The 19,884-nt window shown below is 70.3% G+C and carries 19 protein-coding genes; 10 read left to right on the plus strand and 9 right to left on the minus strand.

What is annotated here, in order from left to right; translation table 11 throughout:
* Positions 1-23: 23 nt before the first annotated feature.
* Positions 24-1,325, minus strand: coding sequence for a PP2C family protein-serine/threonine phosphatase (locus CHF15_RS38060; protein ID WP_089228518.1), 1,302 nt, complete (start codon positions 1,323-1,325; stop codon positions 24-26).
* Positions 1,326-1,891: 566 nt separating this feature from the next.
* Between CHF15_RS38060 and CHF15_RS38065 the strand changes: the two genes are divergently transcribed.
* The 3 genes from CHF15_RS38065 to CHF15_RS38075 all read left to right on the plus strand — a co-directional run bounded on the left by CHF15_RS38065 (position 1,892) and on the right by CHF15_RS38075 (position 3,744).
* Positions 1,892-2,434 carry an RNA polymerase sigma factor gene (locus CHF15_RS38065; RefSeq protein ID WP_089228519.1) on the plus strand — a complete coding sequence of 181 codons (543 nt, stop codon included), beginning with the start codon at positions 1,892-1,894 and terminating at the stop codon, positions 2,432-2,434.
* Positions 2,431-2,928: a transmembrane transport protein gene (locus tag CHF15_RS38070; RefSeq protein ID WP_089228520.1), complete on the plus strand. Its 498-nt coding sequence runs from the start codon at positions 2,431-2,433 to the stop codon at positions 2,926-2,928. The genes CHF15_RS38065 and CHF15_RS38070 overlap by 4 nt, the downstream gene beginning before the upstream one ends.
* A 243-nt stretch (positions 2,929-3,171) precedes the next feature.
* Positions 3,172-3,744 carry a TetR/AcrR family transcriptional regulator gene (locus CHF15_RS38075; RefSeq protein WP_179280149.1) on the plus strand — a complete coding sequence of 191 codons (573 nt, stop codon included), beginning with the start codon at positions 3,172-3,174 and terminating at the stop codon, positions 3,742-3,744.
* Positions 3,745-3,986: 242 nt separating this feature from the next.
* Here CHF15_RS38075 and CHF15_RS38080 read toward each other — a convergent pair whose 3' ends face one another.
* From CHF15_RS38080 to CHF15_RS38090, 3 genes are all read right to left on the minus strand, one after another.
* Complete coding sequence (locus CHF15_RS38080; RefSeq protein ID WP_220093378.1) at positions 3,987-4,787, minus strand: SDR family NAD(P)-dependent oxidoreductase; 801 nt, start codon at positions 4,785-4,787, stop codon at positions 3,987-3,989.
* Between the two features lie 489 nt (positions 4,788-5,276).
* Positions 5,277-6,266, minus strand: a complete 990-nt coding sequence (locus CHF15_RS38085; RefSeq protein ID WP_089228522.1) for a phosphotransferase — start codon at positions 6,264-6,266, stop codon at positions 5,277-5,279.
* 9 nt (positions 6,267-6,275) lie between these two features.
* Positions 6,276-6,953, minus strand: coding sequence for a hypothetical protein (locus tag CHF15_RS38090; RefSeq protein WP_089228570.1), 678 nt, complete (start codon positions 6,951-6,953; stop codon positions 6,276-6,278).
* A 371-nt stretch (positions 6,954-7,324) separates the two neighbouring features.
* Between CHF15_RS38090 and CHF15_RS38095 the strand changes: the two genes are divergently transcribed.
* The 3 genes from CHF15_RS38095 to CHF15_RS38105 all read left to right on the plus strand — a co-directional run bounded on the left by CHF15_RS38095 (position 7,325) and on the right by CHF15_RS38105 (position 10,978).
* Positions 7,325-9,406, plus strand: a complete 2,082-nt coding sequence (locus CHF15_RS38095) for an NPCBM/NEW2 domain-containing protein (protein ID WP_089228523.1) — start codon at positions 7,325-7,327, stop codon at positions 9,404-9,406.
* Between the two features lie 206 nt (positions 9,407-9,612).
* Entirely contained in the window at positions 9,613-10,401 is a 789-nt protein-coding gene (locus CHF15_RS44560) for a hypothetical protein (protein WP_089228524.1), read from the plus strand.
* An 82-nt stretch (positions 10,402-10,483) separates the two neighbouring features.
* Positions 10,484-10,978 carry a hypothetical protein gene (locus CHF15_RS38105; protein WP_089228525.1) on the plus strand — a complete coding sequence of 165 codons (495 nt, stop codon included), beginning with the start codon at positions 10,484-10,486 and terminating at the stop codon, positions 10,976-10,978.
* A 352-nt stretch (positions 10,979-11,330) separates the two neighbouring features.
* Here CHF15_RS38105 and CHF15_RS38110 read toward each other — a convergent pair whose 3' ends face one another.
* Positions 11,331-11,864, minus strand: a complete 534-nt coding sequence (locus CHF15_RS38110; RefSeq protein WP_089228526.1) for a hypothetical protein — start codon at positions 11,862-11,864, stop codon at positions 11,331-11,333.
* A gap of 482 nt (positions 11,865-12,346) precedes the next feature.
* Here CHF15_RS38110 and CHF15_RS38115 point away from each other — a divergent pair, with 482 nt between their 5' ends.
* From CHF15_RS38115 to CHF15_RS38125, 3 genes are all read left to right on the plus strand, one after another.
* Positions 12,347-12,742, plus strand: a complete 396-nt coding sequence (locus tag CHF15_RS38115) for a hypothetical protein (RefSeq protein ID WP_089228527.1) — start codon at positions 12,347-12,349, stop codon at positions 12,740-12,742.
* Positions 12,743-13,024: 282 nt separating this feature from the next.
* Complete coding sequence (locus CHF15_RS38120; protein ID WP_089228528.1) at positions 13,025-13,690, plus strand: maleylpyruvate isomerase family mycothiol-dependent enzyme; 666 nt, start codon at positions 13,025-13,027, stop codon at positions 13,688-13,690.
* A gap of 273 nt (positions 13,691-13,963) precedes the next feature.
* Positions 13,964-14,431, plus strand: coding sequence for a GNAT family N-acetyltransferase (locus CHF15_RS38125; RefSeq protein ID WP_245939263.1), 468 nt, complete (start codon positions 13,964-13,966; stop codon positions 14,429-14,431).
* Positions 14,432-14,464: 33 nt separating this feature from the next.
* Here the strand turns inward: CHF15_RS38125 and CHF15_RS38130 are convergent, their stop codons facing one another.
* From CHF15_RS38130 to CHF15_RS38140, 3 genes are all read right to left on the minus strand, one after another.
* Positions 14,465-15,037, minus strand: a complete 573-nt coding sequence (locus CHF15_RS38130; protein ID WP_089228530.1) for a 2'-5' RNA ligase family protein — start codon at positions 15,035-15,037, stop codon at positions 14,465-14,467.
* Positions 15,038-15,380: 343 nt separating this feature from the next.
* Positions 15,381-16,280: a TIGR03619 family F420-dependent LLM class oxidoreductase gene (locus tag CHF15_RS38135; protein WP_089228531.1), complete on the minus strand. Its 900-nt coding sequence runs from the start codon at positions 16,278-16,280 to the stop codon at positions 15,381-15,383.
* Positions 16,281-16,743: 463 nt separating this feature from the next.
* Positions 16,744-17,115 carry an iron chaperone gene (locus tag CHF15_RS38140; protein ID WP_089228532.1) on the minus strand — a complete coding sequence of 124 codons (372 nt, stop codon included), beginning with the start codon at positions 17,113-17,115 and terminating at the stop codon, positions 16,744-16,746.
* 355 nt (positions 17,116-17,470) lie between these two features.
* Here CHF15_RS38140 and CHF15_RS38145 point away from each other — a divergent pair, with 355 nt between their 5' ends.
* Positions 17,471-18,940 (plus strand): DEAD/DEAH box helicase, encoded by a 1,470-nt coding sequence (locus CHF15_RS38145; RefSeq protein WP_089228533.1) that lies wholly within the window; start codon positions 17,471-17,473, stop codon positions 18,938-18,940.
* A 145-nt stretch (positions 18,941-19,085) separates the two neighbouring features.
* Here CHF15_RS38145 and CHF15_RS38150 read toward each other — a convergent pair whose 3' ends face one another.
* Complete coding sequence (locus tag CHF15_RS38150; protein WP_089228534.1) at positions 19,086-19,826, minus strand: hypothetical protein; 741 nt, start codon at positions 19,824-19,826, stop codon at positions 19,086-19,088.
* Between the last annotated feature and the right edge of the window lie 58 nt (positions 19,827-19,884).

Consider the following 19,884-nt stretch of genomic DNA (forward strand, 5'->3'; position numbering starts at 1 on the left):
GTCGCACACATCAGCGGGTCGCTTCAGGAGGGCACGACACGCAGGATCATCATGGCGGTGTCGTCGACGGCGTGCCCCCCGGAATGGGCGGACGCCGCCTGCCAGAGCCGGTCAAGGGTGTCCGCGGCATTGGCGCCGTGGGTGGCCGCCAGTGCGCGGCCGAGGCGGTCGGCGCCGAAGAGCGGGCCGCGGTGCCGGTCGCGGGCCTCGGTGAGACCGTCGCTGTACAGCAGCAGCGCGTCACCGGGGCACAGGCGGAAGGCGGTTTCGTCGAAGTCGTCACGAACGGCCGGGATCTCGGGGCTCAGCAGGATGCCGGTCGCGTCGAGTTCCTCGACGGTGCCGTCCGCGCGGCGGATCAATGCCGGGGGGTGACCCGCGCTGGCGTAGAGGCCGGTGATCCCTCCGGGGCCGGGCTCGAAGACGGCCATGGCAGCGGTCAGGAAGCGCTCGCTGACGTGTTGCTCGACCAGGGCGTCGTGCAGCCGGTGCAGGACGGTGGCCGGGTTGTCGTACCCGTTGGCCTCGGCGCGGATGGTGTAGCGGGCGAGGGTGGTGACCTTCACCGCGTCGAGGCCCTTGCCGCACACATCCCCCATGACCGCGGACCACTTCCTGCCGCGTGTGTGGAACAGGTCGTAGAAGTCGCCGACCACCTCGGCTCCGATGGCGCCGGTGGCGTCGGCCGGCCGATGGATCGCGGCCACGTCGAGTCCGGGTGCCTGCGGCAAGCAGGGCGGCGAGAGGCTTTCCTGCAAGGTCCGGGCCAGCGCCGCTGAGGCGTCGCCGGAGGCTTGGGCCTCGCGCAGCGCGTGCCGCAGCGCGATCTCGGAGGACACCGAGCGCGCGAGGATGCGCAGTGCCTCGGACTGCTGCGAGGTGAAGGGCCTGGCGTCGTTGTCGATCACGCAGAATCCGCCGATGACGTGGCCGCCCGGCGAGACCACGGGGTAGCCCGCCCAGGCCCCGATCCCCAGCGCGTCGACAGCGGGGAGATCCTTGACGCGCGGGTCGGTCCGCGCGTCCGGCGCGAGGAGTTCCTTGCCGGTACCGATCAGGATGTGGCAGGGACTGTCACGAATCCCGTTTTCACGCACAGCCTCGGGGTCCACGCCGACTGCGCTCTTCCAGAACGACCGCCGCCCGTCCGCGACGGTGAAGAAGGCCATCTGCGCGCCCGTGATCGCCAGGGCGAGCTGCGCGATGTCGTCGAACGCGCCCTCGGGCGCGGTGTCCAGCAGCCCGGAGGCGGCCACCGCCTCCAACCGTGCCGGATCGAACACCGCTTCCGGCAGTTCTCCGGCCGGGCTCTCGTTCACCGTCATGAGCTTTTTCCTGTCTTGCCGATCCCCCCCGCCGGCGGACTGTGTATGTCGTTTCCGGGCCTGCACGTCGGGGCGGGCACCGCGGGTGTCAGACCGCGCCGCCGGCCTGGAGGGGCCGCGTATGGGTGGCCGTGCCGGTCTCGGCGTGCTTCACACAGATCTCCGATGTCGTCCGGTACCCGTTGCCCGGCCCGCTTGCTTCGAGGGCCGCGGCCCTCGATCGAGCCTCGCTTTGCACAAGTACGACCAGCCTGGGTCTGTGCTCCGTGACTCGGCCTCGGGATGTGTGGGGAAGAACACGTGCCCGCGCGCCCCGGCCATGGTCAGCCGTGCGCCACGAACCGCGCCCTCTCCGGCCTGCTGCAGCTGTGTCGGTGGCGTGGGATTTCCGCGTCGGCCGCCATTGGCCGGGGAGGTGTCCGGTCGCAGACTCGTTTCTGCGGGCCCTCGGACCGTGAGAGCCGGGGAGCCGGCCCGGCCTGAAGGCGATGGCCCGTGGCCGTGAACCTTTCCGACGCGGGTACCGACTGTTCCGGTGATGTGGGGCGCCGGGACAAGGAGGTGCAGTGAGCGAGGACAGTCGCTCCGGATTGCTGGTGGTGCGCTGCCAGCTCGGGGAGCGGGAGGCTTTCGGGGAACTGGCGGGCCTGTGGCATGACGCGTTGTGGCGTTATGTGCGGGCCATGGTCGGCTCACCGCACGTCGCGGACGATCTAGCCCAGGATGTGTGGGTTGCCGTGGCACGCGGGCTGCCGCGACTGCGAGAGCCGGACCGATTCGCCCCGTGGTTGTTCACCATCGCCCGGCGTGCGGTGGCCGACCATCGGCGGGAGGCGTACAGGGCCCCGCAGACGTCGGCGGGGGACGAGGCGGACGTCGCCGACAACGGCTCGCTCAACGGTCTCCTGACCACGATGGAGATCGAAGCCGGCCTCGGTGAGCTGCCGCCGCTGGAGCGCGAAGTACTGATCCTCTTCCATCTGCAGGACCTGTCGCTTGCTTCCTGCGCGGAGGTTTTGGGTGTACCACCCGGCACGGTCAAGAGCAGGCTGCACCGCGCGCGTCGCACGCTGCGCGAGATCCTCACCGAAAGGGGCCACGAGAGATGAGCGAGCCGGACCACGGAGCGCCCCGGGGCATGCCCGCAGAGCTGGAGCGCGCATTGGCGGCGGAGGTCTCGCTGCGTTCCCGCATGCGGTACGTGGCCGTGGGTCTTGCGGGAGGCTGCGCAGCGGGACTCATCGCCGTGCTGTGGGCGACCGAGCCGCGGGCCCTTCCTGTGCGCACCCAGGCGGTCTTCGCCGGACTGATCGCCGTCGGGCTGGCCTGGGCTGCCGTCGCCGCTTGGGCCCTGACCAGGCGACGTCCGTTGTACGCACAGGATCAGGTGGTGGGAGCCCGGCTCGCTCTCGTGGTGAGCGCGGTGACGGGAATCGTCGGGACCGTACTGGCTGCCGCGCGCGGCACCACGACCGCGGTCCTGACCACCGCTGCGGTCGGCACCGTGCTCACCGCGATCGCGGGGTTGCTCCTTGCTCGGGCGCGATCCCGCCGCCGCGAGCTGCTGCGGCTGCGTGATGTGCTCCGCGGGGGTGGCGCGTGACGGAGCACGTTCCCGGCCGTGAGCGGGGCTTCATCCGACCAGCAGTGGGGAGAGGGGGCCGGTACGCGGGTTGGAGGCGACGGCCGCCGGACGCAGGTGACCGGATCGTCGCCACAGGGACCGGTCGGGCGCGGCGGCCGTCACCGACGGCTGACACGCAACGGCAGCGAACGTTAGACGTCAGGCATAATCTTAGATGTCGGGTGTCAATACGCCGGCCGGCGGCGCTACGGAGGGTGAAGGATGAGTCGCGTCTCGCAAGCAGAAGCAAAAGCCAACCGAGAGCGAGTGGTGGCCGCGGCGTCTCGGCTGTTCCGCGAGAACGGTGTCGCCAAGGTCGGCATCGCGGACGTGATGAAGACGATCGGACTCACCCAGGGCGGCTTCTACAAGCAGTTCGCCTCCAAGGCCGCGCTCGTCGACGAAGCGGCCGCCAAGGCCTTCGCCGACAACCTCCAGGACCTCAAGGCTCTGGACCAGAAAGCCGGGAAGCATCAGGCGGCCTGGCAGTCGCTGCTCGAGTCCTACCTCTCCGTCGAGCATCGCGACGACCCCGGCCACGGCTGCCCCGCGGCCGGCTTCGCGGGCGACGTCGCGCGTGAGCCGGAGCACAGGGAGACCTACGCCAAGGGCATCCAGGAGGTCGCGGACTGGATCGCGCCTGGGGACGCCGGCCTGGCGGCCTATGCCACCATCGTCGGCGGCATACTCCTTGCCCGCGCCACCGCAGGCACACCCCTGTCGGAGAAGATCCTTCAGGCCGCACATGAGGCGGTGGCGACGGCTGCCGACAGCGGTCGGTCGGCAACCGACTGACGGGCCGTACGGCGGGGCGCGTTCATGAGCGCCCCCTGGTCGCCACCGCGGTCGGCTCGTACGGCATCGCCGCCGGTTCGCGAAATGACCGGCCCCCTCCCCACGTCGATCGAGGGCTCGCCGTCTGTTCGGCGCCGCGACCACCGCAGAGGGCCGCCGGCCTGAGGCGCACAGCAAGAGGGACCGCGGGCCGAGGGCGAATGGCCCCCGGCCCGCGGCAGTGAACGTGCTCGCCCCCGCGGTCAGCGGGCGTAGCGTCCGGCGGGGCTCGTCAGGGACAGGCCCGGCAGGAGTGCCTGGCGGGCGTTCTCGTACGCCTCCCATTGGGCGTGATCCGGCAGCGAGGGGATCGTGACCAGCTCGCCGGCGTCGAGACCGGCGAGTGCGGCCCGCGCGGCGTCGCGGGGGGCCATGACGGCCTCCTTCGGCAGCTGGTCGAGTTCGATGCCCGAGCCGTCCCAGATCGCAGTCTCGAGCGCCCCGGGCATGACGACCTGCACCCGGACGCCGGAGCCGGCGAACTCCTGCGCCAGGGCCTGGGTGAAGGCGATCACATACGCCTTGCCCCCGCCGTACACGGCGCCCACGGGCAGGATGTTGAGGGCGAGGGCGGACGAGATGTTGACGATCGTGCCCGTGCCCCGGCCGGAGAAGGCCTTCGCGGCGGCGGCCGCCAGCCTGGTGGTGGAGGTCAGGTTGAACGTGATCAGCCACTCCAACTGGTCCGGGTCCGCCGCGGACAGGGGGCCGAACAGGGCGCTGCCCGCGTTGTTCACCAGCATGTCGATCGAGGGGTCGGCCGCCAGCCGGTCCTCGACGCTCCGCATGCCCTTCGGCGTGGCCAGGTCGGCGCTCAGCACCGAGACCTCGACGCCGAAGCGCTCCGCGAGGTTCGCCGCGGCGGACTCCAGCCGTGCCTGGTCGCGGGCGACGAGCAGCAGGTCGCGCCCGCGCGCCGCCAACTCCTCGGCGTAGGCGGCACCCAGACCCGCGGTCGCGCCGGTGATGAGTGCCGTCCCGGCCTTCGCTGTGGACATGGTCATTCCTCTTCCTTCAGTCGGAGTCGCATCTTTAGATGGAGACAGTAATCTAAAGCGGGATGGTCGTCCATCCCGGCCCCTGCGGCACGCGACATGGCCGGCGAACGGTGTCAGGCATGGGTACTTCGGCGCGGTCCGCGTCCCATCGGGTGTGACAGCGGCAGGTACGGGCGCCGAAGTGGTCGCGCTGGGCCTGGGTGAGGCGCGGCGGCGAAGGCAGGCGCGGGCGCACCATCGCGCGTGGCCCGGGACAGGAGCAGGCGCCGACTTGATCTTTCGCCCGTGCGGCTTGGGCGTGAGTCGGGGGACTTCTCCGCTCGCCGCTACGTGGCGCCCTGCGCGCCGGTTGAGCGGACGTCATGGCGCAGAGCGAGGCGGGTCTTCGTTCGACCGGCGCGCCCGACGTCGCGGCGGACGCGGGCGGGGCCGGGTCCGTACGGGCAGGCCGGACTCCCCCGGCGCCGAGATCGCCCGAGCCCGGCCGGCGCGGTGCTACCGGGCGAGCAGGGCCAGCGCTTCCCTCGCGTTGTGGTCGGCGATGCCCTGCATCAGCGAGCGGTGCGGGAAGTCGCCGTCCAGGATGCGCAGGGGTCCGGCCACCAGGGACAGACGCATCGCGAGCATGAACAGGTCGAGCCGTGCGGGATCGAGACCCGGGCGCGACAGGGCCGGGTAACGCTCACCGAAACGGAGCTGCAGGAACACGTGCTCCCACTCGGCGTCGAAGAACATCAGGCCCTCGATGTCGATGAGGACGGGGTGTCCGTGGGCATCGAGAAGGACGTGGTCAGGCCCGAGTTCGCCATGGATCAGCCGGTACTCCGTGCGCGGGGCGACCCGTGCGGCCAGCTCCTGCAGGCGGTCTCGCAAAGGGGCCGCGGCCGATCCGATCCGGGGGTCGCGTTCGGCCGCCTCCGCGAGGTCCTCGAGGGCGCGCTCGAACACGACCTGTTCGCACGAATCGCCGCTGGCCTTGTCTCCGCGCTCCAGCACGTCCACCCTGCCGTAGTGCCGACTGCGCTGCTGGTACATCACGTCGAGCATGGCGGCCAGTTCACCCAAGGCATCCGACGCGCGTACGGGATCGGTTCTCAGGAACGCTTCCAACGTGGGCCCGGCGATGTCCTCGACCACCGCCACATCGGCCGGGTGGCGGCGCCGGCTGTCGTCGGCCAGGACCAGCCCCGGAACCCGGACCCCGATGCGTTCCAGCGTTCGTTGCGCCGCCAGAAAGGGAACCAGCCCGGAGGCGGGAGCGAACGGGTGGACCGCATCGGCACCCTCCGCGGCCGGCCAGAAGTTCTCGCCCTCGGCCCAGCTGTAGACGATCACACTCGCCGCACGCGAACCGCGCACATGAACCCGGTAGACACCCTTCTTGCTCCCGCCGCGCAACCGGTCCACCCCGACAACGTCGGCTCCCGCCCCCAGTGCCTCACGTACGATCCCCGACAGCACTGCGGTCTCGGTGAACTGGCGCATCCGCCGACCCTATCCTCGGCCCGGTACGCCAGTGACCACCTTCCACCGCGTCAGCCGGCGTCGGCCGGCGTCGGCCGGCGCGGGAAGGTCGAGCACGCGGGCCAGGGCGGCGGTGACGGGAACGCAGCGGCCGGGAAGGTGCCTGGACGACCAGTCGATTGCGAGCGTGAGGAAGTCCGTCAGGTCGCGCTCGGCAGCGGTGAGCAGGCGGCGGAGCCCGGTCACGGACAGTTCGATCACCGCGCTGTCGTGCTGCTCGGCGTCGACGGTGAGCCGTACGGTGTCGCCGAGGCTCTCCGCAACCCGTGACACAGGGTCGTGGCCGAATCCGAGCAGGCCGCCGTTGTCGGCGAACCGGTGCCAGTCGCGCCAGTCCTCCAGCCCGTCGCAGCAACCGGGCAGGAAGGTGACCCCTGTGGAGGTGTCGGTGACCCGCAGGCCGCCGGTTGCGAAGAGGTCGTCGAAGGTCAGCAGTCCGTGCAGGAACGAGTCGAGTGCGGCGGCCAGGCGAGGTGGACGATCGCCGTCGGGATCGACGTCGTTGCAGGCGGCGATGCGCATCACCGCCGTCCCGACCTCGGCGGGCGAGAGCCCGCCGTTGAGCGGCAGGACTCCTGACGGCTCGGTCGTGGCGACGGACCAGAGGCCGAAGCCGTCGGGTGCGCGTGTCTCCGGGACGGGCTGCATCACGATCACCCGGCGAAGTGTTCCGCATCCCGCGCCCGCATCGCCTCCCGATCGCGCCGAGTGCCACTGACACTTCCAGCGGGAACAGGCCTCGCGCGTCTCCTCATGTGCCACTTCTGACGTCAGGTCATGGATGCCCCGGTTGGTGACGGTTGGATCGCCTCACGAGGCCCCACCAGTAACTCTTAATTTAGGAATTATTATTGACGCGCGCCGGTAACCCCTGCAGGATCCTGGAAACGAGATCGCAGGCGCGCGGGCATGGACGGGTCCGAAGACCACCGCCGCACCCTCCACGAGGGAGCGGCACCCCAGGGTCATGACCGGGACGGGTCGGCACGCCTGATCGATCGGACAGCGAAGGATCCGATGTGAAACGACATCTCACCGCCCTCCTCGCCCTCGTGGCCGGCTTGCTGGCGCTGCCGGCACCTGCCTACGCGAGCCCGGCGGCGGCCACTGCCACGGCAGGGACGCCGGCATCGGGGCAGGTGCTGAGCCCGACGCCGTACATGGGCTGGAACACCTACTACGCGTTCGGTGGCGATCCCACCGAGGCCGAGATCAAGTCGACTGCCGACTTCCTCGTCAGCAGCGGCCTGCGCGACGCCGGCTACCAGTACGTCTGGATCGACGGCAACTGGGCGGCGCCGACCCCGCGCAGCGCGGCCGGTGACCTGACGCCCAACCCCGCCCAGTTCCCGAACGGGCTGAAGCCGCTGGTCGACTACATCCACTCCAAGGGCCTGAAGGCCGGCATCTACACCGACGCCGGCCCGTACATACCGGGCAAGTGCGGACTGGGCAGCCACGGCTACTACCAGCGCGACGCGGACCAGTTCGCCGCCTGGAAGTTCGACGCGGTCAAGGTGGACTACCTCTGCGGTATCGCCGCGGACCTCGACCCGAAGACGGTGTACACCGAGTTCGCGCAGGCGCTGCGGAACAACGCCAGCAAGCGCCCCATGATCTTCAACCTCTGCAACCCGGTGACCTCCCCCGACTGGGGCAACTACCCGGAGGAGCAGCAGTCGACGTACTCCTGGAGCTACGCCCCGAAGATCGCGCAGTCCTGGCGGACGTACACCGACGTGGGCTTCGTCGACGAGATCAAGTTCAAGGACGTGCTGCGCAACTACGACGCGAACGCGCGGCACCCCGAGGCCGCGGGTCCCGGGCACTTCAACGACCCTGACTACCTCGGTCCCGAACACGGAATGTCCGACGAGGAGTTCCGTACCCAGATGACGCTCTGGTCGGTGGCGGCCGCCCCGCTGATCATCGGCAGCGACGTCACCAAGCTGGGCAAGACCTCGCTCAGCACTCTCTCCGACCCCGATGTGCTCGCGATCAACCAGGACCCCGCCGTCGTCCAGGCCGTCCGCGTCGGCCCCGCCGGCACGACGGAGACCTGGGTGAAGCGACTCGCCAACGGTGACCGTGCCGTGGTCCTGCTGAACCGGGGCGACAGCCCCGCGACCCTGACCACGAAGGCGTCTTCGGTCGGTCTGTCAGGCCACCGGTTCACCCTGAAGAACGCCTGGACCGACGAGATCACCGAGAGCGCCGGAACCATCAGCGCCGCCGTCCCGGCCCACGGCGCGGCCCTGTTCCGGGTCCGCCCGGCCACGGGCAAGCTCGGCCTTCCGCACGTCGTCGCCGGCCTGCCGCAGGTGACGAAGGTCGGCAGCGACACGGTGCCTGCCGGATCCGCTCCCCTGGTCGCCGGCGGCGACCAGGCCCAGATCGAGGTCACCGTCCGCAACGACGGTACGCAGCCGGTCCTCACGCCGCAGGTGGAGCTGGCGGTGCCCGCCGGCTGGACGGCCCGTCCCCTCGGCAATGCGCCGAAGCTGCTGGGCATCAACAACTCCGCGACCCTCGCCTACACGGTGACCCTGCCTGCCGACGCCGCACCGGGCAACGCCACGGTGACCGCGGGCACGTCCTACACGGTGGTCGGCAAGGGACGCCTGCGGCAGGAGACCGCCACGGCGATCGTCGTCGCACCGGCGGCGCCGCACGGCGACACCGTGCTGTCCCACCACAAGTGGATCAGCGCCACCAGCGGCTGGATGAGCCCGACCGTCGACAACAGCGTCGGCGGCTGGTCGCCGATCAGCATGCTCGGCCAGGTCTACCCGACCGGCATCGGGGTCGCCTCGCCGTCCACCGTCCGCTACTACCTCGGTGACCAGTGCAGCCGGCTGACCGCGACCGTCGGCATCGACGACGCGGTGCGCAACGTCGGCCCGGAGGGTGGCACGTCCACCTTCCAGGTGATCGGTGACGGCAAGGTGCTGTACGACAGCGGTGTGGTCACCCGCGACGACGTCCACCAGGCCGACGTCGACCTGACCGGCGTCCGGGTCCTCGACCTCGTGGTCGGCGACGCCGGCGACGGCGGCTACAACGACCGCGCCAACTGGGCGGGCCTCGACGCCACCTGCTGACCCGGCTCGGCCGCACCCAGGAGGCACCACACCCCGGGTGCGGCCGATCCGCCAAGCCTCTCGACACGCCGTGACGCGGTTGCGCGTCACGGCGTGTCGCTTGGTAGGCCCGCGACGGGGAGCGCACCACACCGGCGGGCAGCAGCACTGCTACTGTGCGGACGCCCTCGCCCCGACCGACGACCGAACTCGGAGAGCACCCGCAGATGGCCCACACCTCGGGATCCTTCCCCTCCGCCGCCGCCTACGCCGACGGCGTGGTGGGCGGCACAGGCGCCCCTTTCAGTTGGAGCGATCTCGAGTCCAGCGCCTTCACGCGACTGCCGGAACTGCACAAGGCAGTCAAGGCGGCCGGCGCCGATCTCGACCACACCAAGACCCGGCGGGACCACGCGCTGTCCGCGGGCTGGCTCGTTCTCCTGTTCGCACCGCTGGCCCTGCCCCTTCTGGCGATCCTGGCCGTCAGACATGAGGACTCGGCGGTACTCCTGCACGTCGCCATCGCGCTGATCTGCGCCGGCCACATCGCACTGCGCGCCATGGAATGGCGGCGGACACGGAGCGGCGGGACCCGGGCAACGGACCAGGAGGCCGTACTCGCCTCATTCGAGACCGTTTTCGCCGCCGTGTCCGCCGGCATCTACGCGGTCGCCGCCGGCGTCACGCCGTCACCGGGACTCTGGCTCCTGTGCGCCGGCCAGGCGGCCGTGGCAGCCATGTGCGTGGTGAGCATCCGCGTGACCAGGAAGGCCGCCGGCCGCGGCGTCCCGACATCACAGCGACCGGCCTTCGAGGACGTCCTGGCTCTCGTCTCCGCCCTCGACGACAACGAGCGCACGGCCCTCCTCGCCGACCTGCACCTCGCCCTCGAACGCCTCGCCGACGCGGGCGTGATCACCCCGGCACAGTACGACGAAGCACACCGAGCCCCCCTGGGAAGCCTCGCCCGCCGGCTCTGGGCACTGGAGCGGTCCCCGGCCCGCCAGACGCGATAGGCCCCCATCCTCACGTGCCGGGCCGCGCCGAACGCCGCTTGAGATCCCCGGGTTGTCAGTGCTCTCCACTACGGTGCGCGGCATGAGGCACTGGATACGCCAGCCACTCCCGCAGCACGAAGAGATCAACGTCGTCTTCTTCCGGGGCATGTCCCTGGACACGCTCACGCGAGGGCTCCTCGCCGCGCAGCGGATGCCGCTCGCGTACGGCAAGGGCACCGAGTGGGGGGTGATGATGCACCCCATGCTCAGCTGGAAAAACGACGACTACGACCTCACGAACTACGCGCCGCTGTGCCGGGACGGTGGAGAACTGGTCGTCTTCGTGACCGAACCCTGCAGCGTCAAAGGCTTCCCTCCCGACTTCCACTACTACCGCGATGGGCGCCTGCTCACCTGCTTCAGCTTCGAGGCCCTGGACTACCCGGGTGGCGACAGGCCCAACCTTCTGCTCCCTGCTCTCACCGCGGCAAAGCTCGTCGCCCCGGACGCGGACTACGACAGCGGTGACTACGAGGAACGGATCGTGCAGGCGATCACGGAATTCCTCGCCCTGCCCGAACTCGACATGCCCTGACACCGAGCCCCGGACACGACACCGGGCCGTCTCTGGCTGCGGTCGAGTGGGCGGTCGGCAGGACGCCGGCGATCGGGCGGTTCCCCTCGCGAAGGAGATCCGCGGTCTGCCCCGACGCCGTCACACGGCACAGTCACGACTTCGCCGAGATGCTGGACCGCGTCCTTGCCGGCAGCCTGCCGGGCTTTCGCTCCCTGGTCAGCGGCCCGCAACGAGACTGCGACGCTGTCCGCATGGCCTGGTGACGAGCCGACCTCGACCTCCCACGCTGACGCGCACTTCTCGCCCCATGACCCTGTGACATCGCAAGATCCCCGACAGAGCGGAAGCACGCGACCACCCACAACACCGTTCAGATGTGAGAAGTAAGACCAGTGACGGGATCGTGGGAGATCAACGTCGGCATCCCCGGGCTGTACAGAACGGTCTCGCCGGTCAGCAGGGCCGGACGTCGACTGGCCGTCGCGACCTCAACCAGAAACCGCAGCACGTCGGCCACCCCCGCCCCGTCGACGACCTGCTCAGGCCAAACGGAGAACTCGATCTCCTCCTCGTCGAGGGGCAGGGCGAAGAACCACACGGCGCCGAAGCGGGCCCGGAAGGCGAAACTCGTCCCCTGGCCCTCCGGCTCGTCCGCCCAAGCGCGGAAGAGGTCGGCGAAGGCGGGACTCACGGGATCGAGTCGCGGGTAGGTGTGCTCCACCTCGGTCTCGTCGGCCACGACACGCAGGCGTTCGAAGACCGCGATCCACTCGGCGCGGGTCGCGTCGAGGACCCGAATGTCCCTCAGGCTGCCGTCGAGGTAGAACACATCGCACATCCACGGCTCGGGCAGGCACCGCGCGCTCGAACCGCGCTCACCGGCGTGGACGTCCTCGTGCCTCAACTCGGCCTGCCCCTCACGTTTGTCTCGCCCAAAACACCATGGTAGGAGGTCACCGTGGCATGGAAGGAGCTGCAGATCGCCCTGAACAAGTGCTTCGACGTGGCCTACAAGAGAACCGCGTCGTACTGGCCGCTGGAGGAGGACGGTGCCTTCGGCCCCAACACAAGAAGGCACCGACCGAGGCGCAGGACTACTTCACGAACGTGCCCGCCGACATCGACGGCGTGTACGGGCCGATCACCCGTGACCTCCTGCTGTGGAGGCTCAACAGCGGCAATGGTTGCTGGTTCTACCAGACGGCCGGCCGCCAGGGGTTAGCCGGCCTGGCGGTTGTGCGGTCCCCCCGCCGGCTGCGTGCAGCCGGAAAGGGGCGTTGTCGGTAGGGCTTCGTACTCAGCGCGAAGGATGCCGTCGGCCTCCGCCAAGGACTACTACTTGCGCCCGATGGTTGCGGGTCGGTGCGCCGTGCATAGCCTCTCCGTGTGACGCACTCACACCGCACCTTCGAGAATCCTCCCGCGCTTCCCCATGACGTGGTCGCCAAGGCGCTGGTAGCGGCACTGCGCGACAGTACGCTGGAAGCCACCGCAGCGGCCGTGCTGGTCGGCATCGCTTTGAACGACGACGATCGGGCATTCATCGAGCAGTGCTGTACGGAGGTGGGAAGCAGGGCGGCGAGCGGAAGCCAACTGCTGGGGCTGGCCGGCCTGTGCTTGGGGCACACGGCTCGCAGGTTCGGACAGCTCAGTGATCGAGCGGTCGTCCTCGCTGAGGCTCTCGCGGCCCGGGCCGAGCTCGACCCGTCGGACGTCGACGGACGAGCCCTCGACGGACGCGACGACATCCGGTCCTATCTGCGCCGCGTCGAAGGCGAGTAGCCCTTTCAGTCCAGCTTTTCCTCGCGACGATCTCCCGGGGGCATCCGGTGACAGCGTGCCGGCCCGTCAAATGACGCAGTGGCGGATCACCACGCCGTACACGCGGACTGCGGGACCTGGCTGCTCGCGGGAGACCGAGGATCGGATGCCGGAGGAAACATGGCTCACGGGCGATGACTTTGCCCGTGAGGAAGAGTCACCCTCATGAGTGCCCCCGCCGGAGGCCACAGCTCCGGCGCGCCCGCGACGCAGCGCACGACCCGTGACAGGAGACCCTTCCTCATGACCGATCCGGAGCTGACAGCAGACCAGAGCCGCGGGAACGGGGTCTGGCCCTCGATCCGCACCGAGCGGGCGGCGCTGGCGGCCGATCTCACAGATCTGACCGACGAGCGCTGGGCAACGCCGTCGCTGTGCGGCGGTTTGACGGTGCGTGAGGTACTGGCGCACCTCACCGCCTCCGGGAGCCTCAATGCCGTGCGCTGGATGGCCGGAGTGATCCGCTGCAGGTTCGACTTCGACAAGCAGGTCGCCATGCGACTGGCCGAGCAACTGGGCACCACCCCCGGCGAGACCCTCGAACGGTTCCGCCGCATCATCCCCAGCACCACCAAGCCCCCCTTGCCCGCCATCGCCATGCTCGGCGAGACGATCGTCCATGCCGAGGACATCCGGCGCCCGCTGGGCATCCGCCACGACTACCCCATCGAGACCGTCACCCAGGTCGCCGAGTATTACCAGGGTTCCGACCTCGTGGTCCTCGCCAAAGGACGCATCAACGGACTGAAGCTCGTCGCCGACGACGGCCCCTTCACCACCGGCAGCGGCCCCCTCGTCTCCGGCTCCACCCTGGCCCTGATCATGGCGACGACCGGACGCGCTGCCTACTGCGACGACCTCGAAGGAGACGGTGTGGAACTCCTCCACAGCCGCTGCCAGACGGCATGACCCGAATCCGGCCCCACACAGTGAACGACGGAGGGGGTCGATGATCCGTCGGGCCGGGACGGCGTGGTCTCCCCCGATGACCGGGAACGTTCACCGGGAGCTCGGTCCGAGTGAGCGCATCGAGCCGGTGGGGCGTCGACCACTCCGAAACCCGTTGGACATGCTCCAGAGCGCTCCGAGATCATCCGCGCTGTGACAGATGAACCCGCGCGCCGGTCCCCAGCTCTCACCGTTCTGAGGTCGGTGAGATTCGTCGATCTCACGAGCACGGCCATGACCGCCTTGCTTGACGGCGACCTTCCCCGGGCCAGTGCCGAAGCCGGAGTCCAACTCACTGACTACTTCCTCACTGAGCAGGCGAAGTGGGTTTGGCGGTACCGGGTCGATCAGCTGGCCTCGGACCCGGGTAGCGCGGGGTGGCTCACCCGGGCTGTGGTGGCCGAGCCCGATGGCGTCGTCGTGGGGTATGCCGGGTTCCACGGGCCGCCCGATGAGCGGGGCATGGTGGAGATCGGCTATTCAGTGGCCCCCGGCCACCGTCGTCAGGGCTACGCCAGGACGATGTTGACCGAGTTGATGCGTCGCGCCGCCGCCGAATCCGGAGTCAGGACCGCGCGGGTGACGATCAGCCCCGAGAACACCGCATCGCTGGCCACGATTTCCGGATTCGGCTTCGTGGAGGTCGGGGAGCAGTGGGACGAGGTGGACGGCCTGGAACTCATCTTTGAGGTCCCCGTCTGAGGGCGCTGCTGCCGGCCATACGCGCCGACCCGGTCAGCGTTGTCCGTCACGGCGCGGAACGGAGATCCGTGGTGCACGCAGGGCGAAGTCGGCCTGTTCACGCCACACGATGCCGTCGAAGACCAACAACTGGACCGAGCTGACGTGCGTCGCGACCGGCAGCCGACGCGCCAGATCGGCCTCGACGGTGTCCAGCACACTCGGCTCCTGGCCGTCCGCCACCGTCAGATGGGGAATGACCTCGGCGAACCGGCCCCCATACGGCGGCGCCTCCGGCCACCGAGCAGCGACGGCCAGGGTGAGTGCCCGGAACTGATCGTCCGGCTCCGGGGCGAGGTAGAGCACCCCAGGGAAGCGACCGCACGTCGCGAATCGAAGATCGAAAGCCCCGTGGGACCCGAAGAGTTCCGCCACGGCACCCAAGACTTGATCACCGATGTGGTCCTGGTTCAAAAACGGATAGAGCACCGACACGTGCGCCGGGACCCCGGCCTCCGCCGACGGGTCGAACCGCTCACGCCAACCGCCCACGACCGGCTCGGCCTCGGGCACCTTGACGATCAGCGCAGTCTCGCCCGCCCGATACCGACCCGCGCCATCTGCCATGGCGACATGATGCCAGCCTGTCGGCCCCCGACAGCAAGATCACGACATCCACCACGCGTTCGTCGCCCCGGCTGCGTCGTCATCTGCTGGCGATGACTCCGCACGTTGTCGTGCGCAAGGGCAGGCGATGCGCCCCAGGGGATGGCCTGCTCAATGCGTCAGAACGCATTCGAAGTAGTCGGGCTCGCGGAGACCGTCCCCGACGGCCAGTCCGCGACGACCCGGTCCGGTGGGTCTCAGGGCCGGATCCGGGCCTCGTCGCCGGTGGCGGCGGATGAGGCCGCCCCGACGTGTCTATGGGCGGAAGACGAGCCGCCTCCCGCCCACAGACCCGCCGGCGCGGTCAGCCGCGCGCGACGAGGTCCAGTACCTGCACCATCTCCTCCAACGTGGCATCGACGTTCGGAGCGGTCATGTTCTCGATCATGAAATGGTCGATACCGGTCCGCTCGCCCAGCATCTTCACGATGTCCACGAGCCGGCCGACCGGCACGCCCTCGGACGGGTTGACGCGCATGATCGTGTCGATTTCGCCGGGGTCGCGCCCTGCCTCCGCGGCCGCCGCATGGATCGCCGCCCGCTGGGCCAGCACTGCGTCCACATCGAGATATTCCGGCACCACGCACGCGGGAAGCCAGCCGTCGGCCCGCTGACCGATGCGCTTGAGCGCCGCGCCGGAGAAGCCGCCGATGTAGAACGGCAGGCGCGGCTTCTGCACAGGCTTCAACGGGGCGTACTGGAGGGGAACTTCGATGTGGGCGCCGTGATACTCGACCGGGTCCCGGGTCCACAGCAGATCCAGCGCGTCCAGCAACTCGTCCATCCGGGCGCCGCGCTTGCGGAAGTCCACGTTCGCGCTCTCGAACTCCTCGATGGACCAGCCCACGCCGAAGCCCGGGATCAGGCGGCCCCCACTGACCAGGTCGATCGTGGTCAGGCTCCTGGCCAGTTGCACCGGCGGATAGAGCGGCGCGATCAGGACGTGCGCCCCGAGCTTGACCCTTTCGGTCACGGCCGCCGCGATGCCCAGCATGACGAACGGGTCCGCGGCCGTCCGGTACACCTCGGGAATGTAGTTGCCCACGCCGCCGGCCCCGATCTTGGGATTGACCGGGACGAAGTTCCGGTCGCCCACCCACAGGCTCGCGGCCCCGGCCTTCTCCGCCTCGCGCGCGAACTCGGCCGCCCGGTCCACCTCGTGGGCGGCGTTATTGAGATAGGGGATCGCAAATCCGATCTGCATCTGCACTGTCCTTTGTTCGGGGAGCCATGGGCGGGTGGGTGATGTCCGGGCCCCGTGACAACGCGTGCCGCGCCGCACCGGGGAGGCCGACCCCGTCGTCACCTCGCCGAACCGGCCCGGCTCGGCACACGCTGGTCGGCACTCGGCGCGGGAGCCTCGCACGACCCCTGGCACACCACCCGGGCGAAGCAACACACAACCCCGAATATACTTGCTGAGTCAAGTATCAGTCGGCTCCCCCGTCTCCGTGCCATGCACCGGGTCCGAATCCGCGGTCCCGGCACGCGTCTCCGCCCCCGACGGCCCCGCTCACCAGGGATCATCCGCTTATCCGCGCCTCGGGGCAGCCCCGCGCCCGGCCGCACCGTTGGGGCATGGCCACCGACCCCGAACCCCGCACGGCGCGGGCTCCGGCAATGACCGCATCACCGCAGTCGTGGGGTGCCCTGCGAGTCCGCGGGCGTCACATCCACAGCACACCGTCGTTCTCGTGCTCGCGGACACGGAACACGATCATGCGGCGCAGCAGATCGATCGGGACGGGCCGGCCGTACGGGAGCTTCACCGAGCCCTTGCCGGTCGGGAAGCCGTCCAGGTCGGCGTCGAACGCCTCGCGGGTGCTGGGGGTGAACACAACGTTGGCGTGCTGGGCGTGGGCGCTGGCCACGAACAGGATGGTGCCGGACGGGTGCACCCAGGCGGGATGTCCCCACTTGATCGCCTCGCTCGCCTCCGGAGCCCCCTCGAGAGCCAGTGCCCGTACCTGCTCGAGCACCTCGCGGCCCTTTCCGGTGACCCCTTCGATGTACGCGTCGACGGTCTGCGGCCTGTCCATGGCGTCAGTCTGGCACGCCGCACCTCGCAGCCGTCCGCGTTGACTCGCGACGTCGCCCACCGGCACTGGATGGCACACGCCTGCCGGCGTGGCCGGTCCAGAAGCGTCTCGCCCCGTGCGGGGCCGCGGACCCGCACGGGGAATCGGGTCGGGCGGGTAAACTCGCGGGGAAGTGCGATCCCGCAGGCATCGGTACCCGGCGTCGGCACGCACGACGCAGCTGGACCCCACGCGGTATCGACGGGACCACCCGCTGTCGGTCACCGTCTTGTCTTCGGCTCGTTCTGGCGACTCCCCGGCCGCGCATTGCACCGGGAATTCCCTCGATGCGTGCCCCGTCGAGGAAGGTTCGCCCATGAACCGTACGCCCCGGAACGACCACCGCTCCCGCCGGGCCGGTCGTTCGCGCCCGCAGGCTCCCGGCCGCACCGGCGGCAAGGAACGGCCCACCGCCCCGCAGGGTGAATTCTCGGCACCCGTGACGGTGACCCCCGCTCTGCCGCCGATGACGGCGTTCACGGAGCTCAAGCTCCCGCCGGCCCTGCTGACGACCCTGACCGACCTCGGCGTGCACGAGCCGTTCCCCATCCAGGCCGCCACGCTGCCGGACGCGCTGGCCGGCCGGGACGTGCTCGGCCGGGGGCGTACCGGCTCGGGCAAGACCCTGGCCTTCGGCCTGCCGCTGCTGGCCCGCACGGCCGGACAGCGCGCCGAGCCCAAGCGGCCCCGGGCACTGGTCCTGGTGCCCACCCGTGAGCTGGCTCAGCAGGTCACGGACGCGCTCACCCCCTACGCCGGGGCGCTGGACCTCAGGCTGGCCACCGTGGTCGGCGGCCTCTCGATCGGCCGGCAGGTCGGAGCGATCCGGGCGGGGGCCGAGGTCGTCGTCGCCACGCCCGGGCGACTGAGCGACCTCGTCACGCGCCGTGACTGCCACCTGGACCACGTGCGCATCACGGTCCTGGACGAGGCGGACCAGATGGCCGACCTGGGGTTCATGCCGCAGGTCACCGAGCTGCTGGACCAGGTGCGGGCCGGTGGCCAGCGGATGCTGTTCTCGGCCACGCTCGACAGCAACATCGACCTCCTGGTCCGCCGCTATCTGACCGATCCGGTGGTCCACTCGGTCGACCCCTCGGCCGCGACCGTCGTCGCCATGGAACACCACGTGCTGTACGTGCACGCCGCCGACAAGTACGCCGCCGCCACCGAGATCGCCGCCCGCGACGGCCGGGTGATCATGTTCCTGGACACCAAGCACGCGGTCGACCAGTTCACCAGGCACCTCGAGGGTTCCGGGATCCCGGCGGCGGCCCTGCACAGCGGGAAGTCGCAGCCGCAGCGCACCCGGGCCCTGGCCCGCTTCAAGACCGGCGAGGTGACGACCCTGGTGGCCACGAACGTCGCCGCCCGTGGCATCCACGTCGACGACCTGGACCTCGTGGTCAACGTCGATCCCCCCGCCGACTCCAAGGACTACCTGCACCGCGGCGGCCGGACCGCGCGGGCCGGCCGGTCGGGCCGGGTGGTGACGCTGGTGACCACTCACCAGCGCCGCGATGTGACCAGGCTCATGTCCGACGCGGGCATCCGGCCCACGATCACCCAGGTGCGTTCCGGCGAGGCGGCGCTGAGCCGGATCACCGGGGCCAAGGCCCCGTCCGGCGTTCCCGTCGCGGGCGCACCGGCCGCGAACACCCCGGCCCGCGGTGGTGCCCCGTTCCGCGGCCTGGGCACGCGGCCCGGCCGGGAGTCGCGCAAGGCGGCCGAGGCCCGCCAGATGGCGGCGGCCCGCGAGGCCGCCCGCATCCGCCGGGCCAAATAGCCCGCGCGGGCTGCGCCGCCCCAACCGTCGGCGTCGCCGCGGGGCCACCCGCCGGACCGGCCGTCACCGGAACGTACTCCCGGCAACCGGGCTCACGGATCACGGTGCCGCGGTCCCCCATTCCTGACGGGAACCGCGGGCGGGGTCAGCGGAGTTTCGCGAGCTGGGCGTCGATGACGTTCCTGGGCAGCTTCGGAGTGTCACCGGGGAAACCGTGGACCATGAACCAGACGATGACGGAGCCCTCGCGCACCACCAAGTGGTGGAAGGGAGCGCGGATCACTCCCTCGTCTCCGTCGATCTTCTGCGTGATGGTGTACTCGACGGCCTCGTCACCCAGGTGCGGGTCCGGCAGCGACCGGGGGTGCTCGAAGTGCTCCGTCCCGTCGGCCGGCATGGTGAACGACCTGCAGCGGGTGAGCGCCGCCCGAAGGTCCGCCACGGCTTTGTGGGCGTCGCCCGCGCCGCAGGCGACCAGGGCCACCTCGACATAGTCGCCGTGCCCGGAGACGAGGGTGTCGGTGCGTGCGCGCTGCGGGTACTCGCTGCCCTGCTGGGTGTTGTCGTAGACGGGCTGACACGCCGCCGGCTCGATGCGGGGCAAGTAGCCCGTGAACAGGTGCACCGGCACCTGCGCGTCCTCGCCGCGTCCGGCCAGCGTCTGAAGGGTGTAGCCCGGTACGTCCTTGCGGTGGAGAGCGAGGGATTCGGCCTCGCGCTGACTGACCACACGGGAGCCGATGCCGCTCCCGTCCCCGTTGCGAGCCGCGGGCTTGTCGGCCGCGCCGTCGGCGCCGCCGCTCCCGCACCCCGCCATCGTGCCCATCAGCGCGGCCGCGCAGACCGCCGACGCGGCGTGGGCCACCCATCTGTTCGACTTCGCCATTCCCGCCCCTGACACCCGTTCCGCTGTCCTTCGGCAAGCCCCGTTGACGGGCCTGACA

The organism is Actinacidiphila glaucinigra (genome assembly GCF_900188405.1).
Taxonomy (GTDB): Bacteria; Actinomycetota; Actinomycetes; order Streptomycetales; family Streptomycetaceae; genus Actinacidiphila; species Actinacidiphila glaucinigra.

Coding starts and splice junctions, on each gene's coding strand:
- CHF15_RS38140 (WP_089228532.1), bottom strand. CDS start 17,115: ATGGACAGGCCGCAGACCGTCGACGCGTACATCGAAGGGGTCACCGGA.
- CHF15_RS38150 (WP_089228534.1), bottom strand. CDS start 19,826: ATGGCGAAGTCGAACAGATGGGTGGCCCACGCCGCGTCGGCGGTCTGC.
- CHF15_RS38070 (WP_089228520.1), top strand. CDS start 2,431: ATGAGCGAGCCGGACCACGGAGCGCCCCGGGGCATGCCCGCAGAGCTG.
- CHF15_RS38135 (WP_089228531.1), bottom strand. CDS start 16,280: ATGCAGATCGGATTTGCGATCCCCTATCTCAATAACGCCGCCCACGAG.
- CHF15_RS38090 (WP_089228570.1), bottom strand. CDS start 6,953: ATGCAGCCCGTCCCGGAGACACGCGCACCCGACGGCTTCGGCCTCTGG.
- CHF15_RS38120 (WP_089228528.1), top strand. CDS start 13,025: ATGACCGATCCGGAGCTGACAGCAGACCAGAGCCGCGGGAACGGGGTC.
- CHF15_RS38075 (WP_179280149.1), top strand. CDS start 3,172: ATGAGTCGCGTCTCGCAAGCAGAAGCAAAAGCCAACCGAGAGCGAGTG.
- CHF15_RS44560 (WP_089228524.1), top strand. CDS start 9,613: ATGGCCCACACCTCGGGATCCTTCCCCTCCGCCGCCGCCTACGCCGAC.
- CHF15_RS38085 (WP_089228522.1), bottom strand. CDS start 6,266: ATGCGCCAGTTCACCGAGACCGCAGTGCTGTCGGGGATCGTACGTGAG.
- CHF15_RS38145 (WP_089228533.1), top strand. CDS start 17,471: ATGAACCGTACGCCCCGGAACGACCACCGCTCCCGCCGGGCCGGTCGT.
- CHF15_RS38125 (WP_245939263.1), top strand. CDS start 13,964: ATGACCGCCTTGCTTGACGGCGACCTTCCCCGGGCCAGTGCCGAAGCC.
- CHF15_RS38080 (WP_220093378.1), bottom strand. CDS start 4,787: ATGACCATGTCCACAGCGAAGGCCGGGACGGCACTCATCACCGGCGCG.
- CHF15_RS38105 (WP_089228525.1), top strand. CDS start 10,484: ATGAGGCACTGGATACGCCAGCCACTCCCGCAGCACGAAGAGATCAAC.
- CHF15_RS38130 (WP_089228530.1), bottom strand. CDS start 15,037: ATGGCAGATGGCGCGGGTCGGTATCGGGCGGGCGAGACTGCGCTGATC.
- CHF15_RS38060 (WP_089228518.1), bottom strand. CDS start 1,325: ATGACGGTGAACGAGAGCCCGGCCGGAGAACTGCCGGAAGCGGTGTTC.